A 21,225-nucleotide genomic window follows, 5' to 3' on the forward strand; every position below is an offset into this window, starting at 1 on the left:
AAGGAAAGACAAAGTGGTTTGGAATAAAACAATACTCGTCTAAATTGATGACAAAATTTTTTGATTCCAGATTCATTATGTAGGCGCAACAAAGTTTGAATAGTGGCAGCAATGTGTCATCAATGTTCATTTTTGTAGCACTTAGCAGGAAACTCTTTTAATTCTGGAAAATTTTGGCATAATTTGTGGGATAGTCAGATTAATGTGAAGGAAGGCAACAAAGATGAATTACCAAAGTTGGAAAACGTTTATGAACTTCAGTTATTTAGCAACCTTTTTAATATTGCTGTTTTTGGGTGTAGGAACCAATATGCTCTCACAACAATTGGAATTTAATTATTTAATAATTGGGATTGTGTTTATCGCGTTCGGGTTGAGATTTGATTTATTTGATAATCGGTGGTTACCGAAATTAACACATCGTTTTCACTCCCATATTTTAAATCAAATTAATTTTTGGGGACAATGGTTTGTGCTGGTACTTTTGACGCAAGATGTATTTATTAATAATTATGTTTTGAAAACTTGGTTGGCACACAGCTCATTTTTTATCAGCACGTTCTGGCTCATCTTGTTGATGACATTATTATCCATTAGTAGTGTTTTTACTATCACATTAGTACGGCCACATCATCGCTGGTCGTTAATAGTAGTATTGCCATTATTGATTATTTTAGTTTATGAATTCATGATTAATATTTTTGCAGGCTATACTTATTCTGCGGTACCAATCCCGCACGGTCTGCTCTTTTGGAGAAATTCACTCTTGGCTTGCATGGTTTTTATGATCATTCCGTTTATCTATATTTCTATTCAGGAATTACAATTAAAACCTATCATTTTATGGAACTGGACAGGCTTGAAAAAGAAGGGGATTCTCTTTGGTTCCATGATTATTTTCTTTATCATTATCTTTTATTTGGATTCAGCAGTTTGGCTTCATCCTCTCAAAACTTGGCAGTGGCCCAATCTGGAGCAAATAGTCTTTTCAGTTCGTTCGGGAGTGTTGGAAGAACTGCTTTATCGCGGTTTATTTTTAAGCCTGGGATTGTCTTATGTTAAAAAGCATTCCGGTTATGGCTTTGCCATTTGGAGTTCTTCAATCGCTTTTGGTTTAATGCACGTAATGAATCTTTTCAGTGCACCACAGCACTGGCAAGCGGTACTCTTATCGACAATTGATGCGGCGGGCATTGGGGTTTTCTTTGCTGTTTTATATTTAATTACCGATAATCTATTACTAGTGATACTAATCCATACATTGTGGGACTTGTGCCAAAATGCAGTGACTGGAAGTGGCAATATGAGTGTTAATGGGGGATTAGGATTACTGATTGTTTTGAGTGTTTTTGTCTTGAGTGTCTTGTATTCCAGTTGGCTGGCGAAACGCTATCTCACTACTCGGCAAAGTCAATTAGGTTAAAAATATTATCTTAATTCAATTGTACCAACTAAAAAAGCATTACAATCAAAATTAATTTCTGATTGTAATGCTTTTAATTTTTAAAGTTATGGTGCAATTATTCATTTGATGATGGAACCGACTTTTGATTGGCTGGTTTATTAATGGTTACTAAAAATTTATTAACATAAGAATGCTCGAAATCCACCACTTTAAAGGTGAATTTATCTAACTGGACAATACTGTTTAAATGCAAGTTCGGATTTTGATCGAGCATATAGCCGGATAAAGTAACGGAGTCCACGTCTTCAAATTCAGCTAAATCAACTTTGAAGTAACGTTCAAAATCATAAAGTGTGGTTTGTCCACTAACTGAATAAGAACCATCATGATTATTGATGATGTACTCTTCGGAAACATTATCAACTTCATCTTTAACCGTACCAAACAATTCTTCATAAATATCTTTGTCAGTGACAATACCACTGGTACCACCATATTCGTCAACGACGACGACGATGGGCGTTTGCTTGGCAATCATTTGCGTTAAGATATTGTGAATTGGCATGTTTTCGGGCACGGTCACGATGGAACGCAGCATACGACTAATGGGAATCTGGCCATTAACCTGTTTTTGCCGCACTAAATCATAAATATAAACGTAACCTAAAATTTTGTCTTTGTTATTATTCGCCACAACTGGAAAACGTGAAAAACCTTGCTGTAAATAATCTTTAATGACTTCATTGACGGTGTCAGTTACATCGACGACGTAAAGCCGGGTGCGATCAATCATGATATCTTTAGCTACTTTGTCATTGAGATCAAAGGCTCGTTGCATATACAGTAAGTCATTTTTGTCTAATTCGCCGTTGCTGACCGAATCACGTGATAAACGCAAAATTTCTGATTGACTAAAAACTTCACTTTCTGAGTCAGCGGGCTTCATTCCGATCATTTTGACAATGCCCGTTGCCGAAATATTCAGTAGCCAGACGAAAGGATAGGCTAAGGTGTGAAAGGCTTGTAGTGGCGTGACAGTTAATAGAAGCATTTTCATTGGTAAATCAATACTGATATTTTTCGGGACAATTTCAGTGATTACCACTTGCAGGTAAGTTAATAAAAGCAAAGCAACCACAGAACTAATAGCGTGAAGCGTTGTTGAAGATTTCAATGAAATACCCAAAACTTGATCAAAAAAAGATTGTAGGGTGTCTTCACCAATCCAACCTAAAATTAAACTGGTCACCGTTGTGCCCACTTGAGTAGTGGATAAGTACTCATTTAAGTTGTTGACCATGTGTAGTGCACGGTGTAATTTTTTTTGATTTCCTTGCTTATTTTCAATTGCATCTTCAATTTGGCTCACGCGAGTGGTTACTAAGGCAAACTCAGCCAAAATAAAGAAGAAAGCAATCGCAAAGATGACAACAATCCAGATAAGGTTGATAAATATCTGAGCGTCTGACAAAACAATTATTCCCCATTTCAAAGTGAATTTTGAGACTAATTATACCAGTGATAGCCAGATTATTCTATGAGAGAGGTACGGTAATTAGTTTCGATTAGCTATCTAATGATTATTATATAATGGTTGCTGACCTTTTAGGGATGAGAAAAGACAGCTTTTAAAAGTAACGGTGCGACTAATGTTGTGGCGATAATAGCACCAATAATTGCTGAGTAACGATTACTGGAGAATAAGTGACTCTGTAGTCCTAACTGGGCAATAATTAAAGCCATTTCCCCGCGCGAGATCATCCCAGCACCGATGATAGCAGAACTATGTCTAGAAAATTTAGTTAAGCGCGCACCTAAACCAGCACCTAACATTTTTGCGATGATACCACCAATAGCTAATACTAAAAATAATCCCATGTTTTGCATAATTCCGGATAGAGAAATATTCAAGCCAATGCTGACAAAAAAGACTGGAATAAAGATGGCATAGCCGATGGGCTGCAATTCGTGATTGATACTCGTTTGATGGTTAGTTTGACCGATAGCTAGGCCAGCAAAAAAGGCCCCAATAACATCACTTAAACCGACTGCATTGGCTAGAACAGCTAAGCTAAGGCAAATCATTAAGGCCATAATAGTTTCGGAATTGGGAAGAAGCAATTGAGAACTAAGTTGCATAAGATAGGGAATTACCCACCGACCAAGAACTAATAAAACTATCAAATAGCCAACTTGAAGTGTTAGTGTTAACGGTAAATGTTGCTGCTGGGTGTTAGTTGTAACATGACTTCCGACAAAACTAAGCAAGATGCTAAAAACGATAACTGCCAAAATATCATCGACTACCGCTGCACCTAGAATCGTGGCTCCTTCGGCACTGGTCAATTGGTTCATTTCTTGTAAAACAACAATAGAAATGGAAACGGAAGTTGCAGCAAATGTCACACCTAAAAATAAGCTGTCTAATCGTGAAAAATGAAAAAAGCGGCCAGTAAAATAAGCGGTGAAAATTGGTAAAATCATCCCCAATACTGCAACCAAAATGCTGGGACGCCAAAAGCGGCGAAGGGTCGATAAGTCACTTTCCAGCCCGGCCATGAACATTAACAAGACGACGCCAATCTCTGCAAAAGTTTGAAGTAAATTGCTTGGCTGGACCCAATGCAAAAATGCCGGGCCTAAAATGACGCCACTCAGCAGTTCACCGATAACAGTCGGGAGGTGCAATCTACTACTAAGATGACCTAAAATAGTGGTGGTGACTAAGATTAAACATAATGAACTCATAAACTTCATTAGCGAACAAACTCCTTCAAATCATAAAAAAAGACTTTCAAAAAAGTCTTTGGCAACCCAAACCAAAGCAAATTCTTGAAAGTCGAAACTCCAACCAATACTTATTAAAAAATTGATAATCATTGATATCTTAACAGAAATAGTAAAATGTGCAAGAATACGCAGATTATTCCAATTGATGCAAGAGGTTTTTAACTGTGTCAGCTTGACTAGCATCGGTCAGAATAATTAAGGTTTCACCCGCCATGATGAGTGTGTCACCGTGAGCGATCAGGGTTTTGGCGCCTTGGCGAATACCGATTAACAAACAATCCTGTGGCCACTGAATGTCACGTACTTGTTGGCCGTTGAATGAACTATCAGTCGAGATTGGTAACTCAAATTGTATGGGGTGACCACTAATCTGGTGGAGCGTTTTCGGGATAGTCATTTTGGCTAATAAGGATGCGTAGATGGGCGCACCACCGAATAAATCATCAACAATGTAAGCCACTAACGACAAAAGGGCTAGTGGAACGAGATGTTGCAAAGAGCCAACCATTTCGGTAATTAATAAAATAGCAGTAAACGGAGCTTTACTGATTCCGGCAAAATAAGCAGCCATGGCAAATACTAAGAGATTGACGATGTATTTGGTTGACAGTAAACCTAACTTGACAGCGATAGTGCCATATAATGTGCCCGTAATGGCTCCTAAAGTTAAAATTGGTAAAAAAATTCCACCAGCTAGTCCTGAGCCATAGGAAATCATCGAAAAAATAAAGCGCAATAATAATAAAAACAGTAAAGCTTGAAGTCCCAACTTCAATTTACTTAAGTTCAAGATAATACTGTTACCACCACCAAGAGTTTGTGGTAAAAAGTAGCCTAAAGGAATTACTAATAACAAAGGAATTAAACCATGAAAAATACGGGGTAACCAGCCGAAACATTTGGCGTATAACCAAGACATCAGTAATAAAATTCTTTGATAGAAAAAACTGAAAATGCCCAGAATTAGACCAAGAAATAACAAATGGTAGTAGGAATGGAGGGGAAACACGGGTAAATGAGCCATGTACAAAACGGGTTTTAAACCAAAAATATTCATTGAGATTAAATCTGCACTAATGGCAGCGGATAAGGAGGTCATCCAAATTAATGGGGAAAAATCATGATAAACTTCTTCTAAAATAAATAAAGTCCCTGCTATCGGAGCGTTAAAAGCCGCTGATAATCCAGCAGCAGCGCCACTAGCTAATAAAATTCGTTGATTTTTAGCTGATGGTTCCCAGTATTCACCTATTCCTTGACCGACCGCCGCTCCTAGCTGAATGGATGGTCCTTCACGCCCTAAATACAACCCTGATCCGATTGCTAAAACACCAGCAATGAATTTGCGCCAAAGAATGGGCCACCACTTTAAGCTAATCCGTTGAGTTAATAGGCCTTCAACTTCCGGAATACCGGAACCCATAATGTGGGGTTGTCGTTTAGTTAATAAACCAATGATGATGGCAATTGCAACATTAATAAGTAAAATAACTAATAAGAATGAATGCTGGATATGAGCTAATTGGTAAAGTTTGAGCCAAGTAGCTAAAGATTTAACAATTAATAAGCGAAAATTACCAACGACCAGTCCTGTTAAAATGCCAATCAGGATGCCTTTGATAATAAATTTAAAATTAGTTGTATCAAATCGTTTGATATTGATTGCATGTCATCTGCCTTACTCATATTTTGAAGGAACTTAGTCTTTTTTCAACCAGTCTAATTCAGTTTTTGATGTAGATAATCGAATAAATGATCATCAATTAAAGCGTGGAACTCTTGAAAATCTTTGACGGACATATGCGCCAGTAACGGTGGCTCTAAGTAATTTTTGATTTGCCGATAGGTCTTTTTTTGCACGTCTTTGTTTTCTAAGTAGAAAATCATCTTTTTAGAGTAAGCATCAGCAATAAAAACTGGATAGTTGAAAATATACAATAAAATGGCGTCAGCTGTTTCATTGCCAATGCCCTTAATCTTTAAAAGCTGCTGACGCAATTTAGCTTGCGGAAATTCATCGGCTACGGTTTGAAAATTGAACTGATAGGGTTGTAAGAAACGAAACGCCGCTTGAATGGTGTGGGCTTTAGCGTTGTAAAAGCCACTGGGTTTAATTAAAATTTTCAGCTGTTCTAAGGATAAATTACATAATAATTGGGGCTCAAAGTTAGTCTGGCTACGTAAATTACATAGCGATTTTTCAACGTTTTTCCAATTAGTATTTTGCACCAAAATAGCACCGATTAGAGTTTCGTAATCGGATTTTGATGGCCACCAAAATTGGGGTCCAAATAATTGATACATATCTAAGTATACTTGGTAATAGTCGATGGGTATCACCTCTAACTCTTAGCTTCATCATAAGATAAGGGTCAGCTTCTGACAAGTTGAAGTGAATAGTATCAAAAAAGTCAGTACTGTTATTGACTAATTTTATGAATTATACTACTGGCACAGATCAAAACGAAGCTAGGGAGGCCAATTATAAATATGACTGAATACAAGTTTTTACAACCATATCATTTTAAAAATAAAGCTGTGCAATTAAAAAATCGCATTGTGATTCCGCCTATGACAGAACAAATGTCCTTTGAAGATGGAACGGTCACGAGTGATGAAATTGCTTATTATGCTCAGCATACAGGTGGCGTAGGTTTATTTATTACAGCCACAGCAAACGTCAATGCTTTAGGCAAAGGTTTTGAAGGTGAATTGAGTATTGCTGATGACAAGTTTATTCCTGGTTTAAGTCGTTTAGCAGCTGCGATGAAGCAAAATGGTACTAAAGCTGTCATTCAAATTTTTAGTGCAGGACGCATGTCCAATAACAAAATTTTGCGGGGAGAACAACCAGTCAGTGCCAGTGCTGTAGCGGCAGAACGTCCAGATGCTCAAGTGCCCCGTGAATTAACGCCTGCTGAGATTGAACAAACCATTAAGGACTTTGGCTTAGCTACAAAAAGAGCGATTCAAGCTGGCTTTGATGGCGTGGAAGTCCACGGCGCTAACACCTTTTTATTACAACAATTTTTCTCTCCGCATTCTAATCGGCGCACAGATGCTTGGGGCGGATCACTAGAAAAGCGAATGAAATTCCCATTAGCCGTTGTGCAAGAGGTTGCTCAGGTAATTGAACAATATGCGCCGAAGTCCTTTTTGCTCGGTTATCGGTTGTCACCGGAAGAGTTAGAAAATCCGGGGATCACTTTAGATGATACGTTGCAATTAATTGATGAATTAAAGCAATATCCAATTGACTATCTACATGTTTCGCAAGGCGATGTTTGGAAAACATCAAGTCGTGATCCAAAATCGACGGTCATTGTTAATGAAGCTATACAGAAACGAGTTGCTGGGGCGATGCCCTTAATTGTGGTTGGTGGCATCAAAACACCGCAACAAGCTCAAACAGCCAGTGCAGAATTTGACCTGGTAGCAATGGGGCACGAGTCCATTTGGGAACCTAAATGGGTGCAAAAAGTGCAAAGCAATGAGGAACAGGCGATTAGATACCGGCTAGTGCAAGCTGACATGGAAGATTTGGGCATCAAACCGAGCTTTTTAGAGCAAATTGCCGAAACCATGGGCGGTTACGACCAAGTTTTTGCAAAAGATAATAATTAAATTTTGTTTGATTAGTTGGTTGAAAAGAAGTGAAGCTGATGAATTCTGAAAATAAGTATCAAGTGCAATTGGGGATTTCACCAATTAGCTGGCGGAATGAAGATGACCCTAAAATTGGGCAAAAGACAGATTACCGGCAAATTCTGGATGAAGTTGCTTTAGCGGGTTATCAAGGCACCGAAGGAGCGGGTTATTTTCCCAGTGCACAACAAGTGAAAGCACAAGCAGATCTTAGAACCATCAAAATTGCGGGTCAGTGGTTTAGCAGTTTTATCTTGCGAGACGGCATCACACAAGCCTGTCTTGATTTTGAACGGCATTGTCAAAAATTAGCTACTATGCAAGCTCATTTTACAGTCTTATCAGAACAAACTAATTCCATTCAACGACAAGCAGACCAGAATATTTTTACTGATAAACCGATCTTTACTGATGATCAATGGCGACAATTGTGTGCAGGATTAAATGAGTTTGGCAAAATAGCGCAAAAATACGATGTCCAAATTGCCTATCATCATCACTTAGGAACTGGTGTCCAAACCATAGCGGAAGTATCCCGCTTGATGGATCATACTGATCCTCATTTAGTCGGACTATTGCTAGATACAGGGCATGCTTTTGTTTCAGATGGTTCCTATCAGCCACTTTTAGAGCAATATGCTGCCCGGATCGTGTATCTGCATCTAAAGGATGTCCATGTAAAGCAGCTGAAGAAGTTTCAACAAACCGGTTCGGCCTTCGGCAAGACGATTTTAAATGATACTTTTACGGTTCCCGGACAAGGGAATTTGGACTTTCAACCAGTGTTTGATTTTATTCAGCAGGGTTATCATGGCTGGGTCATGGTAGACGCGGAACTAAATCCAGCCCACGTCGATTCACTAGCTTTAGCAATTAAAGCGCACGATTTCTTGAAAGCAAGGTTAACCGAACTAGATTAATTCAGACTTAAAGCAGGATATTCTTCACCAAACTTAGTAATTTCACTTAAAAGTGGTTTGAGTTCTTGTCCCGTCTTGGAAAGAGAATATTGAGTTTTGGGCGGATTAGTTTGAAAATCGGTGCGCACGATGAGCTGGTCTGCCACTAATTCCTTTAAAGTTTGGGTCAATGTATGCGCGGTGATGCCGTATAAAGAACGCTGCAATTCGTTAAAACCATAGCTTTTTTCGGCTAAGTGATTCAGGATTAAAACTTTCCACTTACCACCAATTAAAGATAAAGTTTGCGCTGTGGCACAATTGCATTTGAGTAACTGTTCGTAGGTTTTTTTCATGAGTGAAACGACCTTTCTTGGAGTACGAAATAATAATTCATTATAACAATTGGAGATTGAAAATGACTAATAAATACGCTTTAAATGATCAAGTAGTTTTAGTAACTGGTGGTGGCAGTGGTATTGGCCGCGCCATCGCGCAAGGATTTTTAAATAATGGTGCTAAAGTGGCTGTTTTAGGTCGGCGCCAAAAGGTACTGGAAGAAACTGTTCAAGGCTATGATGCTGCCAAAACTTTAGTCATTGTCGGCGATATTTCTCAGCCGGATACAGCACAAATGGCAGTAACCAAAACAATTTCCCAGTTTGGTCAGTTAGATGTTGTGGTCAGTGATGCGGCCGCCTTTGCTGCCGATGAAATTGCTAATTTAACACAAGCTGACTGGGAAAAAGTTCGAGCAACTAATATTGATGGCTTTTTCTATTTGGCGAAAGCTTCCTATTCAGCTTTAAAAGCAACCAAAGGAACATTAATTGCGGTATCATCAGTGTCTGGCAGCAATGGTGATTGGCAACAATCCATTTACAATGCCAGCAAACATGCCGTGAATGGCTTTGTCAAATCATTAGCGTTAGATTGGGGTAAAGATGGTATTCGAGTGAATGCGGTGGCGCCAGCCTTTACACTGACAGATATGACGAAGGGGATGGCACAATCTGATGAACAATTAAAACCATTTATTAATCGGATTGCTTTACAACGTCCAGGTCGGCCAGCGGATATTGCCCCCGCAGTATTGTTCTTAGCATCCAGTGATGCTGCTTACATTACGGGCACAATTTTAACTGTTGACGGCGGCACGACCGCTTCTACGGGGCAACCTCATCTTGAGTAAGATTTTAGTGGTAAATCCAAGCTGCTGAAGCTAGAATAAATATAATTTTTCGTCAAATTCGACGAACAGTTTTTTTAGAATCAAGCGCTGAATAAATAAAAGTTGGAGAACAAGAATCTGAGACTAATGCTTGTATTAACAAGCATGCTGCGGTCACAGTCTGATTGTTACTCCAACTTTTTTATTTTGAAAGTTATTATTCAATTAATGTAGTGAATCTGTTAGAGAGTAGGTAATAATAAACTGATTGTTTAAACTCGGTCTTTGTACACCATTTTGCCAACTAACACCAAAGCCGGTACTAGCAGGATAATTCCATTGATATTGCTCGCTCGTATTTGCAGTTAAATTTTTACTAGATTGAATCACAGTGTTTTGATTCATAATACTTTGCTGGTTAAATAAGATTGCAACATTTGAACCTTTAGTTTGGCGTGCACTGGCATTTAATTGCCAGTCATTGTTAGGAGTAGGACGATTGTCTTGAATTTCAAATTCTTGTGGCCCTACTAAGGGCGCAGACCCCGCGCGATAATCATAAATGTGATTGAGTGATAAAGAACGAGGATATTTAGATAAGACGACTTTCCAGCTCGGCTGCCAAATATAGGTTTGAACTTGCCCTAATGCCCGTTGTTCAATTTGAGCATTAGTCAAAAGAGCACCACTAGGTTGATAAATGTTAGTGTCACTTGATTTAACTTCTTGCCAATTGTTAGTCAAACTTTGATAGTTATTATTTTCTGGAAAAGCGGTATTATTGCCAGGAGCTGTTGGCAAGTTAGCAGCAAGCGTTAATTTAGTTTGCTTGCCTAAAGTGATTTTCCATAAATTAGTTAAACCAGCCAAGCAATTAGTATCATTAGTCGTTTTAGTAGTGTCCAAATTAGTTAGATCCAATTGTTTCAGACTAGTATCCTGATAAAAAAGATGGTCAATTGAGGCGTTATCAATCGATAAATCATTGAGATTAGAAACGGTTTGTAAATTTTTACAATTGGCCAGTAAGCCACTGGCATTACTGAAATTCACTTTCCCCGTGTTTACAGTCGCGTTAACGCTCGCGCTTTTGATTTGGTCAACGTAAGGCTGCCACGGCCAAGTCCCTAATGGTGAGTTTTGAGTATCAGTGGTCGTTGCTTGTGGTTGATGGACGCTATTATTGCCATCATCAAATAAAACTAAGTTGCCCGTGGTTAATGATAATCCCCACCAGCCTGATTGCCAGACGTAAGTTTTCACAGTTGTGGGATTATTTGTACCCGGGTAAAGTTTGATTAAATCATTATTACTATATAAAGGACCATTGGCCTGATAGTCGTCGACACCAGTCCCTAATTCTTGCCAACTATCGGACGTCGAAAGATGTTGGGGATTGGCTTCAGTTGGATCAGTACTAAAGGCCTTACCATTTCCAGGGGCAGCTCGTAAACCGCAACTGGTTCCTAATTTCAAATACGGACTGAGTGTTAATTTACACAGATTAGTCGTTCCTGTAAACATATTGGCTTGCGCCGTACTGGATTTCATATTTAATTTGCCGATATCAAGTTGGACTAATTGAGAATCATTATAAAAAAGATTATCAAAAAATTTATTTTGACTGCCGATTAAATTGGCGCAAGCAATGGTTTGTAAGCTTGAACAGTTGGAAAACATACTGCCAAGGTTCGTAGCTTGATCTAGGTTCCAAGTACTGATGTTGATGTCTTTCAGTGCAGTACAATGATCAAATAGACCATTGGCAGCTCCGACTTTATCAGTCTGCCATTGTTCAAGTCCTGAGATACTAGTTAGATGAGTACAACCTTGAAACATTTTAGCTAAATTAATAGCATTAGTGCCGATTCGCCAACGACTCAAGTCGAGGGTTGTTAGTGCTTGACAACTGTTAAACAGGTTAGATAAATCTGCAGCATTGGTAACATTTAGTTGTTCAATATTTTGAATAGTTGTTAAAGCGCTGTCCCCGCTAAACATTCCCGAAATATCGGTAAAATTATTGCTGACAAAGTTAGTTCCTAGATTAATCGTCGTTAAATTAGTGCAATTTTGAAACATATTACTAGTTTTGAGACCATTGGCGCTTTTTGACCAGGAGCTTAAATCTAATTGCGTGAGATCCGTACAGCCTTTAAACATATTTGTCGTGGTATTAGCGGCAGATAAATCTAGAGCTGCAATTTGTTTATTCATTTGCGTTGAATCTAAACTCTGGCAACCATTAAATAAACTACTAAAGACCACAACATAATGAGTGTTGAGTTGGTCTAAACCATTAATCTTGGTCAAATTACTCATTCCCCAAAACAAACAACCCAGATCATCATTGGGCGGGGTAAATTTTTGACTACTAGTATTTTGGAAAGTCACTGTTTTGATTTGGGACAAGTCGCCGTTTAAAGCATAATACCACGGATAATATTTGTAATTTTCAGAATTTGTGTAAGTCGGCTGAAATTTGGTACTGTCTTGCTTTAAGGCATCTAGGTTAATGGTTAAAGTGCCGGTGGTTGTAGTAAAATTCCACCAAGAGGTATCGACGGCGTTACCATTAGGTGGAGTCAAACTAGCTAGTGGTTCACTATCTTTGATCAGTGGATTTTGAATTTGCGTCGGAAGTAAATTAATACTTTTCGATTGCAGAACGTTAGTTGGCGGCAAATTAACAGCCGCTTGGGTTAGATGGCTAGTAAATAGGCAGATAAAACCAATTAAGAAAGCAATCGTGCAGTAAGAATTTTTTATAATCAGCCAATTTCGTTTGGCAATCATTCTAGCATCTCCCTGAACCAACTCTGTGAATTACCTAGTTAATAATTGTAATTTTACTCTATTTTTGTGAGATTGTAATAGTTATTCTAATAGTTTTACTGAAAATATTTTATTTGACTTTTGATAAATTTGAGGTGATTGTTCATGGACGCGGATTCATTTTGAAAAAGCTTACCCTGACATGGCATAATAGATTTGATAACTTTCAAAAGTAAGGATGGAAAAATGCATGAGTAAACCAATTTATGTTCAAATTGCCCAAACGATCAAGCGCAACATTACTCACCATCACTATGCTAATCTCAAATTGCCGGATGAACGCAGCCTAAGTGAAAGCTTTGCTGTGAGCCGCAGTTCAATTAAGCGGGCGATCCAACTATTAGCTGATCAAGGTATCATCTTTAAAAAACAAGGTTCAGGCAATTTTATTAATCCGTTATTTTTAAAAAATAAAACTGCACTAGATTATACGGGTGACAATGTTGGTTTAACAACAGCCATGGTTAAGAATGGACAAACTCAGCAAATTCAAGTTTTAGGTTTAGATGTGCAAAAGCCGCCTTTGGAAATCCAACAGAATTTATTTTTAAATGACGACGATTTTGTTTATGTATTTCAGCGGCTCCGCAAGCTGGATGAAATTCCAATTTTAATTGAGACGAGTTATTTACCAGTCCGCTTGTTGCCTAATCTCTCACAAAAAGTTTTGGAAAATTCTTTGTTTAATTACTTAGAAGAACAAAAAGGAGAGGTGATTAATCGGGCGTATTTAGATATGGCTGCCGAACCGTCTTCACCGACGGATCAAAAATTATTGCAGTTAAAACCGACTGAACCAGTGGGCATTATGGCGGGGATTTTCTTTCGCGATGACGGTATTCCGTTTGAATATTCAAGCATGCGTTTGCACTATAAGTACTGGAATTTTGCCACCTTCGTTAATTTAAATAAATAATTGGGTCGTACCATTTTTTAAAATGGTTGACAAAAGTTTGTGCAAGGTTTATAAATATCATGTAAGGGCTCTTAGTGAAGTAGATTTTGCAGTGCTGATTGTCACAATATTTGCAACCGAATTATTTTTAGGAGGAAGAGCAATGACAGATTACAGTAGTCCAGAATATTTTGATTTGATGACCAAGTATTTTGATGCGGCTAATTATATTTCAATTGGTCAATTATATTTAAAGGATAATCCGCTATTAAAGCGGGAACTCAAAGCTGATGATGTAAAGGTTCATCCAATTGGACATTGGGGGACAATTGCGGGTCAAAACTTTATTTATACTCATTTGAATCGTGTGATCAATAAATATAATTTAAACATGTTCTACATTGAAGGACCTGGTCATGGTGGACAGGTCATGGTCTCTAATTCTTATTTAGATGGTAGTTATAGTGAGATTTATCCAGAAATCACTGCCGATGAAGCCGGTATGCAAAAATTATTTAAACAATTTTCGTTCCCCGGTGGTGTGGCTTCACATGCTGCTCCGGAAACTCCCGGTTCCATGCATGAAGGAGGCGAATTAGGCTATTCAATCTCTCATGGTGTTGGTGCTATTTTAGACAATCCCGACGTCATTGCTGCGGCGGTAATCGGTGATGGTGAAGCAGAAACTGGTCCACTAGCCACTTCTTGGTTCTCTAATGTCTTTATTAATCCTGTGACGGATGGTGCTGTTTTACCGATCTTAAACTTAAATGGTTTTAAGATTTCAAATCCAACTATTCTGTCTCGAAAAACTGATGAAGAACTAAAGCAATACTTTACCGGTATGGGCTGGGATCCAATTTTTGTGGAAGGCGACGATGTAGCAAAAATGAATCCCGAAATGGCTGCTGCGATGGATCAAGCCATTGAAAAAATTCATTCCATTCAACAAGAAGCTCGTCAAAATGCAGCTGCAGATGCCAAAATGGCTCATTGGCCAGTAATTATTTTCCGGGCACCCAAGGGCTGGACTGGTCCGAAATCTTGGGATAATGAACCAATTGAAGGCTCATTTAGAGCACATCAAATTCCAATTCCAGTTGATGCTAACCACATGGAACATGCTGATGCCTTAGTATCTTGGTTGAAATCTTATCATCCTGAAGAATTATTCGATGAAAATGGTACTTTAAAGCCAGAAATCAAAGCTTTGACACCTAAAGGTAACCAACGGATGTCAATGAATCCTATTACTAATGGTGGTTTAGATCCAAAACCATTAAAGTTGCCTAATCCTGATGATTATGAATTCAAATTTGACCAACCGGGCACCGTCATTGGTCAAGATATGGTGGAATTAGGTAATTATTTACGTGATATTATTAAACTTAACCCAACCACTTTTAGAATTTTTGGACCGGATGAAACCATGTCCAATCGCTTGATGCACATTTTTGAAACTAGTGAGCGCCAATGGTTGGAACCCATTAAAAAGCCGAATGATCAATTTGAAGCTCCAGCTGGGCGAATTTTGGATGCACAATTGTCTGAACACCAAGCTGAAGGCTGGTTGGAAGGTTATACTTTAACTGGTCGTCACGGAATTTTCTCAAGTTACGAAGCCTTCTTACGGGTAGTTGACTCAATGTTGACGCAACACTTCAAGTGGATTCGTAAGGCCAACGAATTACCTTGGCGGAAGAAGTACCCAGCTTTGAATGTTATTTCAACTTCGACTTCTTTCCAACAAGACCATAATGGTTATACACACCAAGATCCGGGTATTCTAACTCATTTGGCTGAAAAGAAACCGGAATATATTCGGGAGTATTTACCAGCCGATGCGAATACTTTAATTGCAGTTGCTGCACATTCTTTGAATGAACAAGAAGTAATTAATTTAATCATTGCTTCTAAGCAACCACGGCCACAATTCTACTCCATGGCAGAAGCTAAGGAGATTGTGGAACAAGGTGTGAAAGTCATTGATTGGGCCACTAATGATCACGGTCAACAACCAGATATTGTCTTTGCAGCGGCGGGCACAGAACCTAACATGGAATCTTTAGCAGCGATTGATTTATTGCATGCTGCTTTCCCAGAAATGAAGATTCGCTTTGTTAGTGTAGTTGACTTATTGAAGTTGCAAGTACCAAGCAAGAATCCGCGCGGCTTGAGTCAAGAACAATTTGATGCCATCTTTACCAAGAAGGCACCGATCATCTTTGCTTTCCATGGTTTTGAAGATTTATTACGGGATATCTTCTACGAACGGAATAATCATAATATGTATGCGCATGGTTATCGGGAAAATGGTGATATTACGACACCATTTGATATGCGGGTCGTTAATGAACTGGATCGCTTCCACTTAGCCCAACATGCAGCTAACTTGGTTTATGGTGATCAAGCCCAAGACTTTAGTCACCAAATGGATGCTAAGTTACAAAAGCATCATGATTATATTCGGGAAAATGGTGCAGATTTACCTGAAGTTGATAATTGGCAATTCAAAGGCTTTGCAGATTAATTAAATATGTAAATAGCATTATAAAAATCCTTAGGCTCAGTGGGCTTAAGGATTTTTTGGTTTGATGATTGATAAATTATTTACAGTTCGGGAGAAATCAAAACTTTGACCTGTGATTTATCCGTAGTTAATGATTTAATTCCGTCAACAGTTTGTTCTAACGGAATTTTCTTTGTAATTAATTTCTGGAAAAGCTCTTGATGGTTATTAATGATGTTAATTACTGTGGGAAAACAGTTTTCATAGCCTAGGGTGGTATGGATATTGTGACCGTTCATGATGGCATCATTGATATCCAAAGTAATGGATTGACCAAATAAAGCGTCCACTTGAATTAAGCCAGTAGAAGCAGTTACTTGATTAGCAGTATCGAATGTCGCTTGCACTCCAGCACATTCAAAGGCAATATCGACGCCAGCTGGTAAATCAGCATGGATTTTTGCGACCACATCATCGCTAGTAGGATTTAAAGTGTTCGTAATTCCCAGTTCTTGAGCTTTAGCTAGACGTTGTGTGGAGACATCAGAAATATAAACTTTGGTGGCTCCAGCAATTTTGGCAAGTAGTGCCGTGCATAATCCAATGGGACCAGCGCCCATGACCGCAACTGTTTGGCCGGCAATTAAACCACTACGTTTGATGCCTTCATAGGCGACAGAAGTCGGTTCCGCTAAAGCTCCTAAGTCAAATCCCATTTCATCCGGGATAGGATGAACAAATTGGGCTTTAACGTTGGCATATTCTGCCATGCCGCCATCATCTGAAACGCCAATGAAATTACCGCTACCATCAGGGCCAACGGCACTGAGGCAATAATTGTATTGCCCCTTCAGACAATTGGGACAATGACCACAGGCTAAAATAGGCTCAATTGCCACACGGTCATTGAGCGCAATATTTTGCACATTTTTGCCAAGCTTAACTACTTGTCCCGAAAATTCATGTCCTTGAATAATCGGAACAGTTTTGCCAGATAAAGGATTCGGTTCATAAGGTAAAGCAAAACCATCGGCATACATGTGCACATCGCTGCCACAAATTCCAATGAACTTGACTTTGACTTGTACCTGATCATCTTGGGGTTCGGGGAGTTCTACATCTTCAATCCGGATATCCTGTTTCCCATAAATGCGCGCTGCTTTCATAATAACTACTCCTTTCTTTAATAACGACAACTATATTTTAAATGACTAGTGAAAGCGGCGTCAACAACTAATTAACTTTTTCACAATAAATCAGTTATTTAACATTCCACTGATTTTATGAATGCTATGGTAATAATGAATCTATACGACAAAAAAGCTCCTAAACTTAGCATTTGTTAGCCAATTTTAGGAGCTTGAATCATTGCTTAATTGCTTGTTAATCTAAATAAATTTTACGTAAATCTTGTAAATCGCCATCACTGACATTTAGTTCAGTTTGAATAAAGTTTAACCAACTGCCAGCGGTTTTTTTGATTTCAGCATCCGCAATGCGCAGATAATCAGGACTAACAGTTAGTAAGGCTTTGGCGGAAATTAATTGTTTGGGATTTAAGCCTTGGGCCTGCAAATCGGCCAATTGTTGGTCAATATAAGCTTTAGACGCCACATTAGTAAACAGATAGTCTTTGATGATAATGTCAGCATCAACATTTAAAGCGGATAAAAGTAGGGCTGCACCAATCCCGGTTCGATCTTTGCCAGCAGTACAATGGAACAATAAAGTTTCATCGGCTTGATCATTAGCTAATAATTGTTCAAAGAAAATGCGATAGGCTTTTTTGGCACTGTCCAGATTGATGATATCCTGATAAGTATCTAACATGTTAGCGTGGCCGTTTTCAGGAATATCCGATAAAGCCTCTTTTTCCAAGGCGCTTTTATCTTCTTCATCAGCATTAAATTTAGAGGCTTGGGTTAAATCTACTTTGAAAACCGGGTCAAATAAATATTTAGCCTGTGCGGGAACATGATCGGGGACTTTAGCTTGTTCATCGGCAGACCGAAAGTCAATATCAAACCGGACGCCATAATCGTCGAGATAGTCTAAATCTCGCTGATTCAAACTGCCTAAGCTACCAGACCGAATTAATTTATGTGACTTTAAATGGTGACCATCTTTCGTGGGATAGCCGCCTAATTCACGAAAATTATTTCCAGATGAAATATCTAATAATTGTTTTTGATCCATAATGTACCTCCGTAGACTTTTACTTAATTTTATCAAAGATATGGTTCAATAGGCGAGTCATTTTAATTTTTCATTCACGAAATTCCAAGTAAATTGTCTGAAAAATGATAGTATTATGTTATAATTAAATTAATAAAATTATTTATAATTTTAGGACTAGAAACTTCGCCAAGATAGAACTGCAATTGTCTTTGACGAGAAGGGGTGGCAAACCTTATGCAAGAATATCAAAGAATTTTAGTCCCTGTGGATGGTTCTAAGGAATCAGAAACGGCACTTAAAAAAGCAACACAAGTCGCAATTAGAAATCATGCCACGGTTGATGTTTTGAACGTCTTGGATACGCGGCAGTTTGTTGGGGCGTATGGCGGCATGTTAACTAGTGATATCATCTATCAAATTACGGAAGATTCACAGAATTATTTAGCGCAATTAAAAGAGCAAATGGTTGCTGATGGCTTGGATGCTGATAAAATTCAAATTCATATTCGCTTTGGCGATCCGAAAGTAATTATTGCCGCAGATTTCTTTAAGGATTACGATGATGATCTCATTATCTTGGGTTCCACGGGACTGAATGCGGTAGAGCGACTATTGGTCGGTTCAGTTTCTTCATATGTGATTCGCAATGCTGCGACAGATGTGATTGTAGTGCGGACAGAATTGGATAATAAAACCGTACCTGCCAAAAATAAATAATTAATTAAATGATTGTACAAAAAAATCCTTCAAAATTTTTGAAGGATTTTTTGATTATTACTAATTTTTCGGAGTAACGGTAATCAATGGGTTACCATCAGCTTCTGTGTCATCGGTAAATTGGAAATCATAATTGTCCGTATTAGTCACAATCATCATTACCGTATTGTCATAACCGGCTGCTTTGATTGCTTCGTAATCGAATTCAATTAAAGGTGTTCCCGCTTCAACGTGTTGATCTTTTTCAACCAATAATTTGAAGTGTTCACCGTTCAAGTTAACTGTGTCAATTCCTAAGTGCAATAGCACTTCAACACCATCATCACCGGTGATGCCGACAGCGTGTCCAGTTGGATAAGCAACACTAATGGTTCCAGAGATTGGTGACGTTACAACTTTAGCAGTAGGTACAATGGCGATTCCTTTACCCATTGCCTCAGAGGCAAAAACTTGATCACTAACACTAGTAATTGGAATAACAGTACCGGCAACTGGGGCAATTAATTCTGTTTCAGTGCCGTTATTAGTTGTAGCAGTGGAAATATTTTCAGTAGAAGCAGTAGTTGTTTCGGTAGTAGCTGCTGCTGGAGCAACATCTTTGTTGACACCACCCCAGAGATAAGTGAAGATGGCAGCTAAGACGAAGGCCAAAGCATCACCCACACAAGATAAAGCGAAACCTTTACTGATGAAGGTTGGCAAACTCAAGATGCTGGCTAAACCAACGGTATTGGCATGCACACCGGAAAAGGCGACAATGGCCCCACCAATTCCACCAGCAACGACAGCACAGTAAAATGGTTTCTTCATTTTTAAGGTAATACCATAAACGGTTGGTTCAGTAATACCGAAGATTGCGGTAATGGTGTTCGAACCAGCTAAACCTTTCATCTTGTCATCTTTAGTCTTTAAAAAGACTCCTAAAGCAGCACCAGCTTGCGATAAAACAGCTGGTAATAAGATTGGCATTAATGGATCATAGCCCCATTTTGATAAGTCGTTCATCATAACAGGAACAAACGCCCAATGCACACCAAAAATAACAAAGACTTCCCAGAAAGCACCGAGGACTAATCCAGAGAGAATCCGGACATGTTGGTACAAAGCTAAAACAATACCAGCTAAGAAACCACTGATGGCGTTACTGATTGGTCCTACAATTAAGAAGGTTAATGGAACCAAAATCATTAACATACATAATGGCGTTAAAATGTTACGCACTGACTCATGCCAAAACTTGTTAAATAAAGGTTCTAACCATTTTTGAACGACTACCACTAACAAGATAGGAATAACCGTACTTGTATAAGTAGCTTTAGAAACTGGAATGGAGAAGAAGTCTAAGCCTTTCATGTTAACCATGGTTGGATAAACCAAAGCCATCCCAATGGCAACGGTCACATATTGGTTAACTTTCATTTGCTTAGCAGCAGTAAACGCTAAAATAACTGGTAAGAAATAGAAGATTCCATCAGCCGCGGCATACCAAATTTGATAAGCACCAGTCTTGGGTGTCATCCAGTGTAAGACGACAAATAAAGATAATAAGCCCTTTAAAATACCGGCACCAGCCATGGCACCTAAAAACGGTGTGAAAGCACCAGAAATAAAGGAAACAAAAGCATCAAACATGCCCTTAGCAGTTAACTTTTTCTTACCTTCACTGGCCGCTGGTGTAGCAGGTGCATCATCACCTTCACCCAAGCGGGGGTCGATACCAACTAAAGCATCGTATACGCTACCAACATTGTTACCAATAACAACTTGATATTGTCCTCCGGCTTGCACGACAGTAATCACACCATCAAGGCTTTCAATTTTATCTTTCTGAGCTTTACTTTCATCCTTTAAAGTAAAGCGTAAACGCGTGGCACAATGCCAAGCAGCGTTGACGTTTTCATCACCGCCAACGAGCTGAAGGATTTGTCCCGCTAAATCCTTTTCGTTCAATGTAATCCCTCCATTATTAGAGTAATGCTATCAATATTTGATTGATAACGTTTTTAACCTAAAAGTTAATTCTATACTAAAGAAAAAAAATTAACAATATCAATTAAAGTAAAATTAAGATAAATTTTCTGTAATTAGGAAATATTGGTTAAAAATAAAAGCATTATTGCTCATAAAAGCGATTATTACAATTAAATTTCGCAAAAAATAGTAATAAATTAAGTGCTGTTA

The 21,225-nt window shown here is 38.5% G+C and carries 16 protein-coding genes; 7 read left to right on the forward strand and 9 right to left on the reverse strand.

The genetic code is table 11. From position 1 onward, the window contains the following. Positions 1–223: 223 nt before the first annotated feature. Positions 224–1,423 carry a CPBP family intramembrane glutamic endopeptidase gene (locus tag AC3B5S_RS05120; protein WP_489756773.1) on the forward strand — a complete coding sequence of 400 codons (1,200 nt, stop codon included), beginning with the start codon at positions 224–226 and terminating at the stop codon, positions 1,421–1,423. A 97-nt stretch (positions 1,424–1,520) separates the two neighbouring features. On the opposite strand, the gene AC3B5S_RS05125 is transcribed toward AC3B5S_RS05120, so the two are convergent. From AC3B5S_RS05125 to AC3B5S_RS05140, 4 genes are all read right to left on the reverse strand, one after another. Further along, positions 1,521–2,876: a hemolysin family protein gene (locus AC3B5S_RS05125; protein ID WP_489756772.1), complete on the reverse strand. Its 1,356-nt coding sequence runs from the start codon at positions 2,874–2,876 to the stop codon at positions 1,521–1,523. A gap of 134 nt (positions 2,877–3,010) precedes the next feature. Then, positions 3,011–4,162: a cation:proton antiporter gene (locus tag AC3B5S_RS05130; RefSeq protein ID WP_489790153.1), complete on the reverse strand. Its 1,152-nt coding sequence runs from the start codon at positions 4,160–4,162 to the stop codon at positions 3,011–3,013. 166 nt (positions 4,163–4,328) lie between these two features. Beyond that, positions 4,329–5,858, reverse strand: a complete 1,530-nt coding sequence (locus AC3B5S_RS05135; protein WP_489790416.1) for a ClC family H(+)/Cl(-) exchange transporter — start codon at positions 5,856–5,858, stop codon at positions 4,329–4,331. A 56-nt stretch (positions 5,859–5,914) separates the two neighbouring features. Next, entirely contained in the window at positions 5,915–6,535 is a 621-nt protein-coding gene (locus AC3B5S_RS05140) for an endonuclease III domain-containing protein (protein ID WP_489756770.1), read from the reverse strand. Between the two features lie 150 nt (positions 6,536–6,685). On the opposite strand from AC3B5S_RS05140, the gene AC3B5S_RS05145 reads away from it, so the two are divergent. Next, a complete protein-coding gene (locus AC3B5S_RS05145; RefSeq protein WP_489790154.1) occupies positions 6,686–7,819 on the forward strand; it encodes an NADH-dependent flavin oxidoreductase in 1,134 nt (377 codons plus the stop codon). Positions 7,820–7,857: 38 nt separating this feature from the next. After that, entirely contained in the window at positions 7,858–8,760 is a 903-nt protein-coding gene (gene iolE, locus AC3B5S_RS05150) for a myo-inosose-2 dehydratase (RefSeq protein WP_489790155.1), read from the forward strand. On the opposite strand, the gene AC3B5S_RS05155 is transcribed toward iolE, so the two are convergent. Continuing rightward, a complete protein-coding gene (locus tag AC3B5S_RS05155; RefSeq protein ID WP_489756767.1) occupies positions 8,757–9,095 on the reverse strand; it encodes a winged helix-turn-helix transcriptional regulator in 339 nt (112 codons plus the stop codon). The genes iolE and AC3B5S_RS05155 overlap by 4 nt on opposite strands. A 62-nt stretch (positions 9,096–9,157) precedes the next feature. On the opposite strand from AC3B5S_RS05155, the gene budC reads away from it, so the two are divergent. Continuing rightward, positions 9,158–9,931 (forward strand): meso-2,3-butanediol dehydrogenase, encoded by a 774-nt coding sequence (budC, locus tag AC3B5S_RS05160; protein ID WP_489790156.1) that lies wholly within the window; start codon positions 9,158–9,160, stop codon positions 9,929–9,931. Between the two features lie 204 nt (positions 9,932–10,135). Here budC and AC3B5S_RS05165 read toward each other — a convergent pair whose 3' ends face one another. Further along, the gene (locus tag AC3B5S_RS05165; protein ID WP_489790157.1) at positions 10,136–12,706 is read right to left on the reverse strand and encodes a BspA family leucine-rich repeat surface protein; all 2,571 of its coding nucleotides are present in this window, start codon (positions 12,704–12,706) and stop codon (positions 10,136–10,138) included. Between the two features lie 229 nt (positions 12,707–12,935). On the opposite strand from AC3B5S_RS05165, the gene AC3B5S_RS05170 reads away from it, so the two are divergent. Further along, a complete protein-coding gene (locus tag AC3B5S_RS05170) occupies positions 12,936–13,661 on the forward strand; it encodes a GntR family transcriptional regulator (RefSeq protein ID WP_489790158.1) in 726 nt (241 codons plus the stop codon). Positions 13,662–13,803: 142 nt separating this feature from the next. Next, positions 13,804–16,170, forward strand: coding sequence for a phosphoketolase family protein (locus tag AC3B5S_RS05175; protein ID WP_489790159.1), 2,367 nt, complete (start codon positions 13,804–13,806; stop codon positions 16,168–16,170). 80 nt (positions 16,171–16,250) lie between these two features. Here the strand turns inward: AC3B5S_RS05175 and AC3B5S_RS05180 are convergent, their stop codons facing one another. Beyond that, entirely contained in the window at positions 16,251–17,315 is a 1,065-nt protein-coding gene (locus AC3B5S_RS05180) for an alcohol dehydrogenase catalytic domain-containing protein (RefSeq protein WP_489790160.1), read from the reverse strand. A gap of 217 nt (positions 17,316–17,532) precedes the next feature. After that, a complete protein-coding gene (locus AC3B5S_RS05185; RefSeq protein WP_489756761.1) occupies positions 17,533–18,345 on the reverse strand; it encodes a tyrosine-protein phosphatase in 813 nt (270 codons plus the stop codon). 216 nt (positions 18,346–18,561) lie between these two features. Here AC3B5S_RS05185 and AC3B5S_RS05190 point away from each other — a divergent pair, with 216 nt between their 5' ends. Then, entirely contained in the window at positions 18,562–19,044 is a 483-nt protein-coding gene (locus AC3B5S_RS05190; protein WP_489756760.1) for a universal stress protein, read from the forward strand. 60 nt (positions 19,045–19,104) lie between these two features. Here the strand turns inward: AC3B5S_RS05190 and AC3B5S_RS05195 are convergent, their stop codons facing one another. Beyond that, positions 19,105–20,994 (reverse strand): beta-glucoside-specific PTS transporter subunit IIABC, encoded by a 1,890-nt coding sequence (locus tag AC3B5S_RS05195; protein ID WP_489756759.1) that lies wholly within the window; start codon positions 20,992–20,994, stop codon positions 19,105–19,107. Positions 20,995–21,225 lie beyond the last annotated feature (231 nt).

It is taken from the genome of Bombilactobacillus sp. ESL1094 (assembly GCF_058107425.1).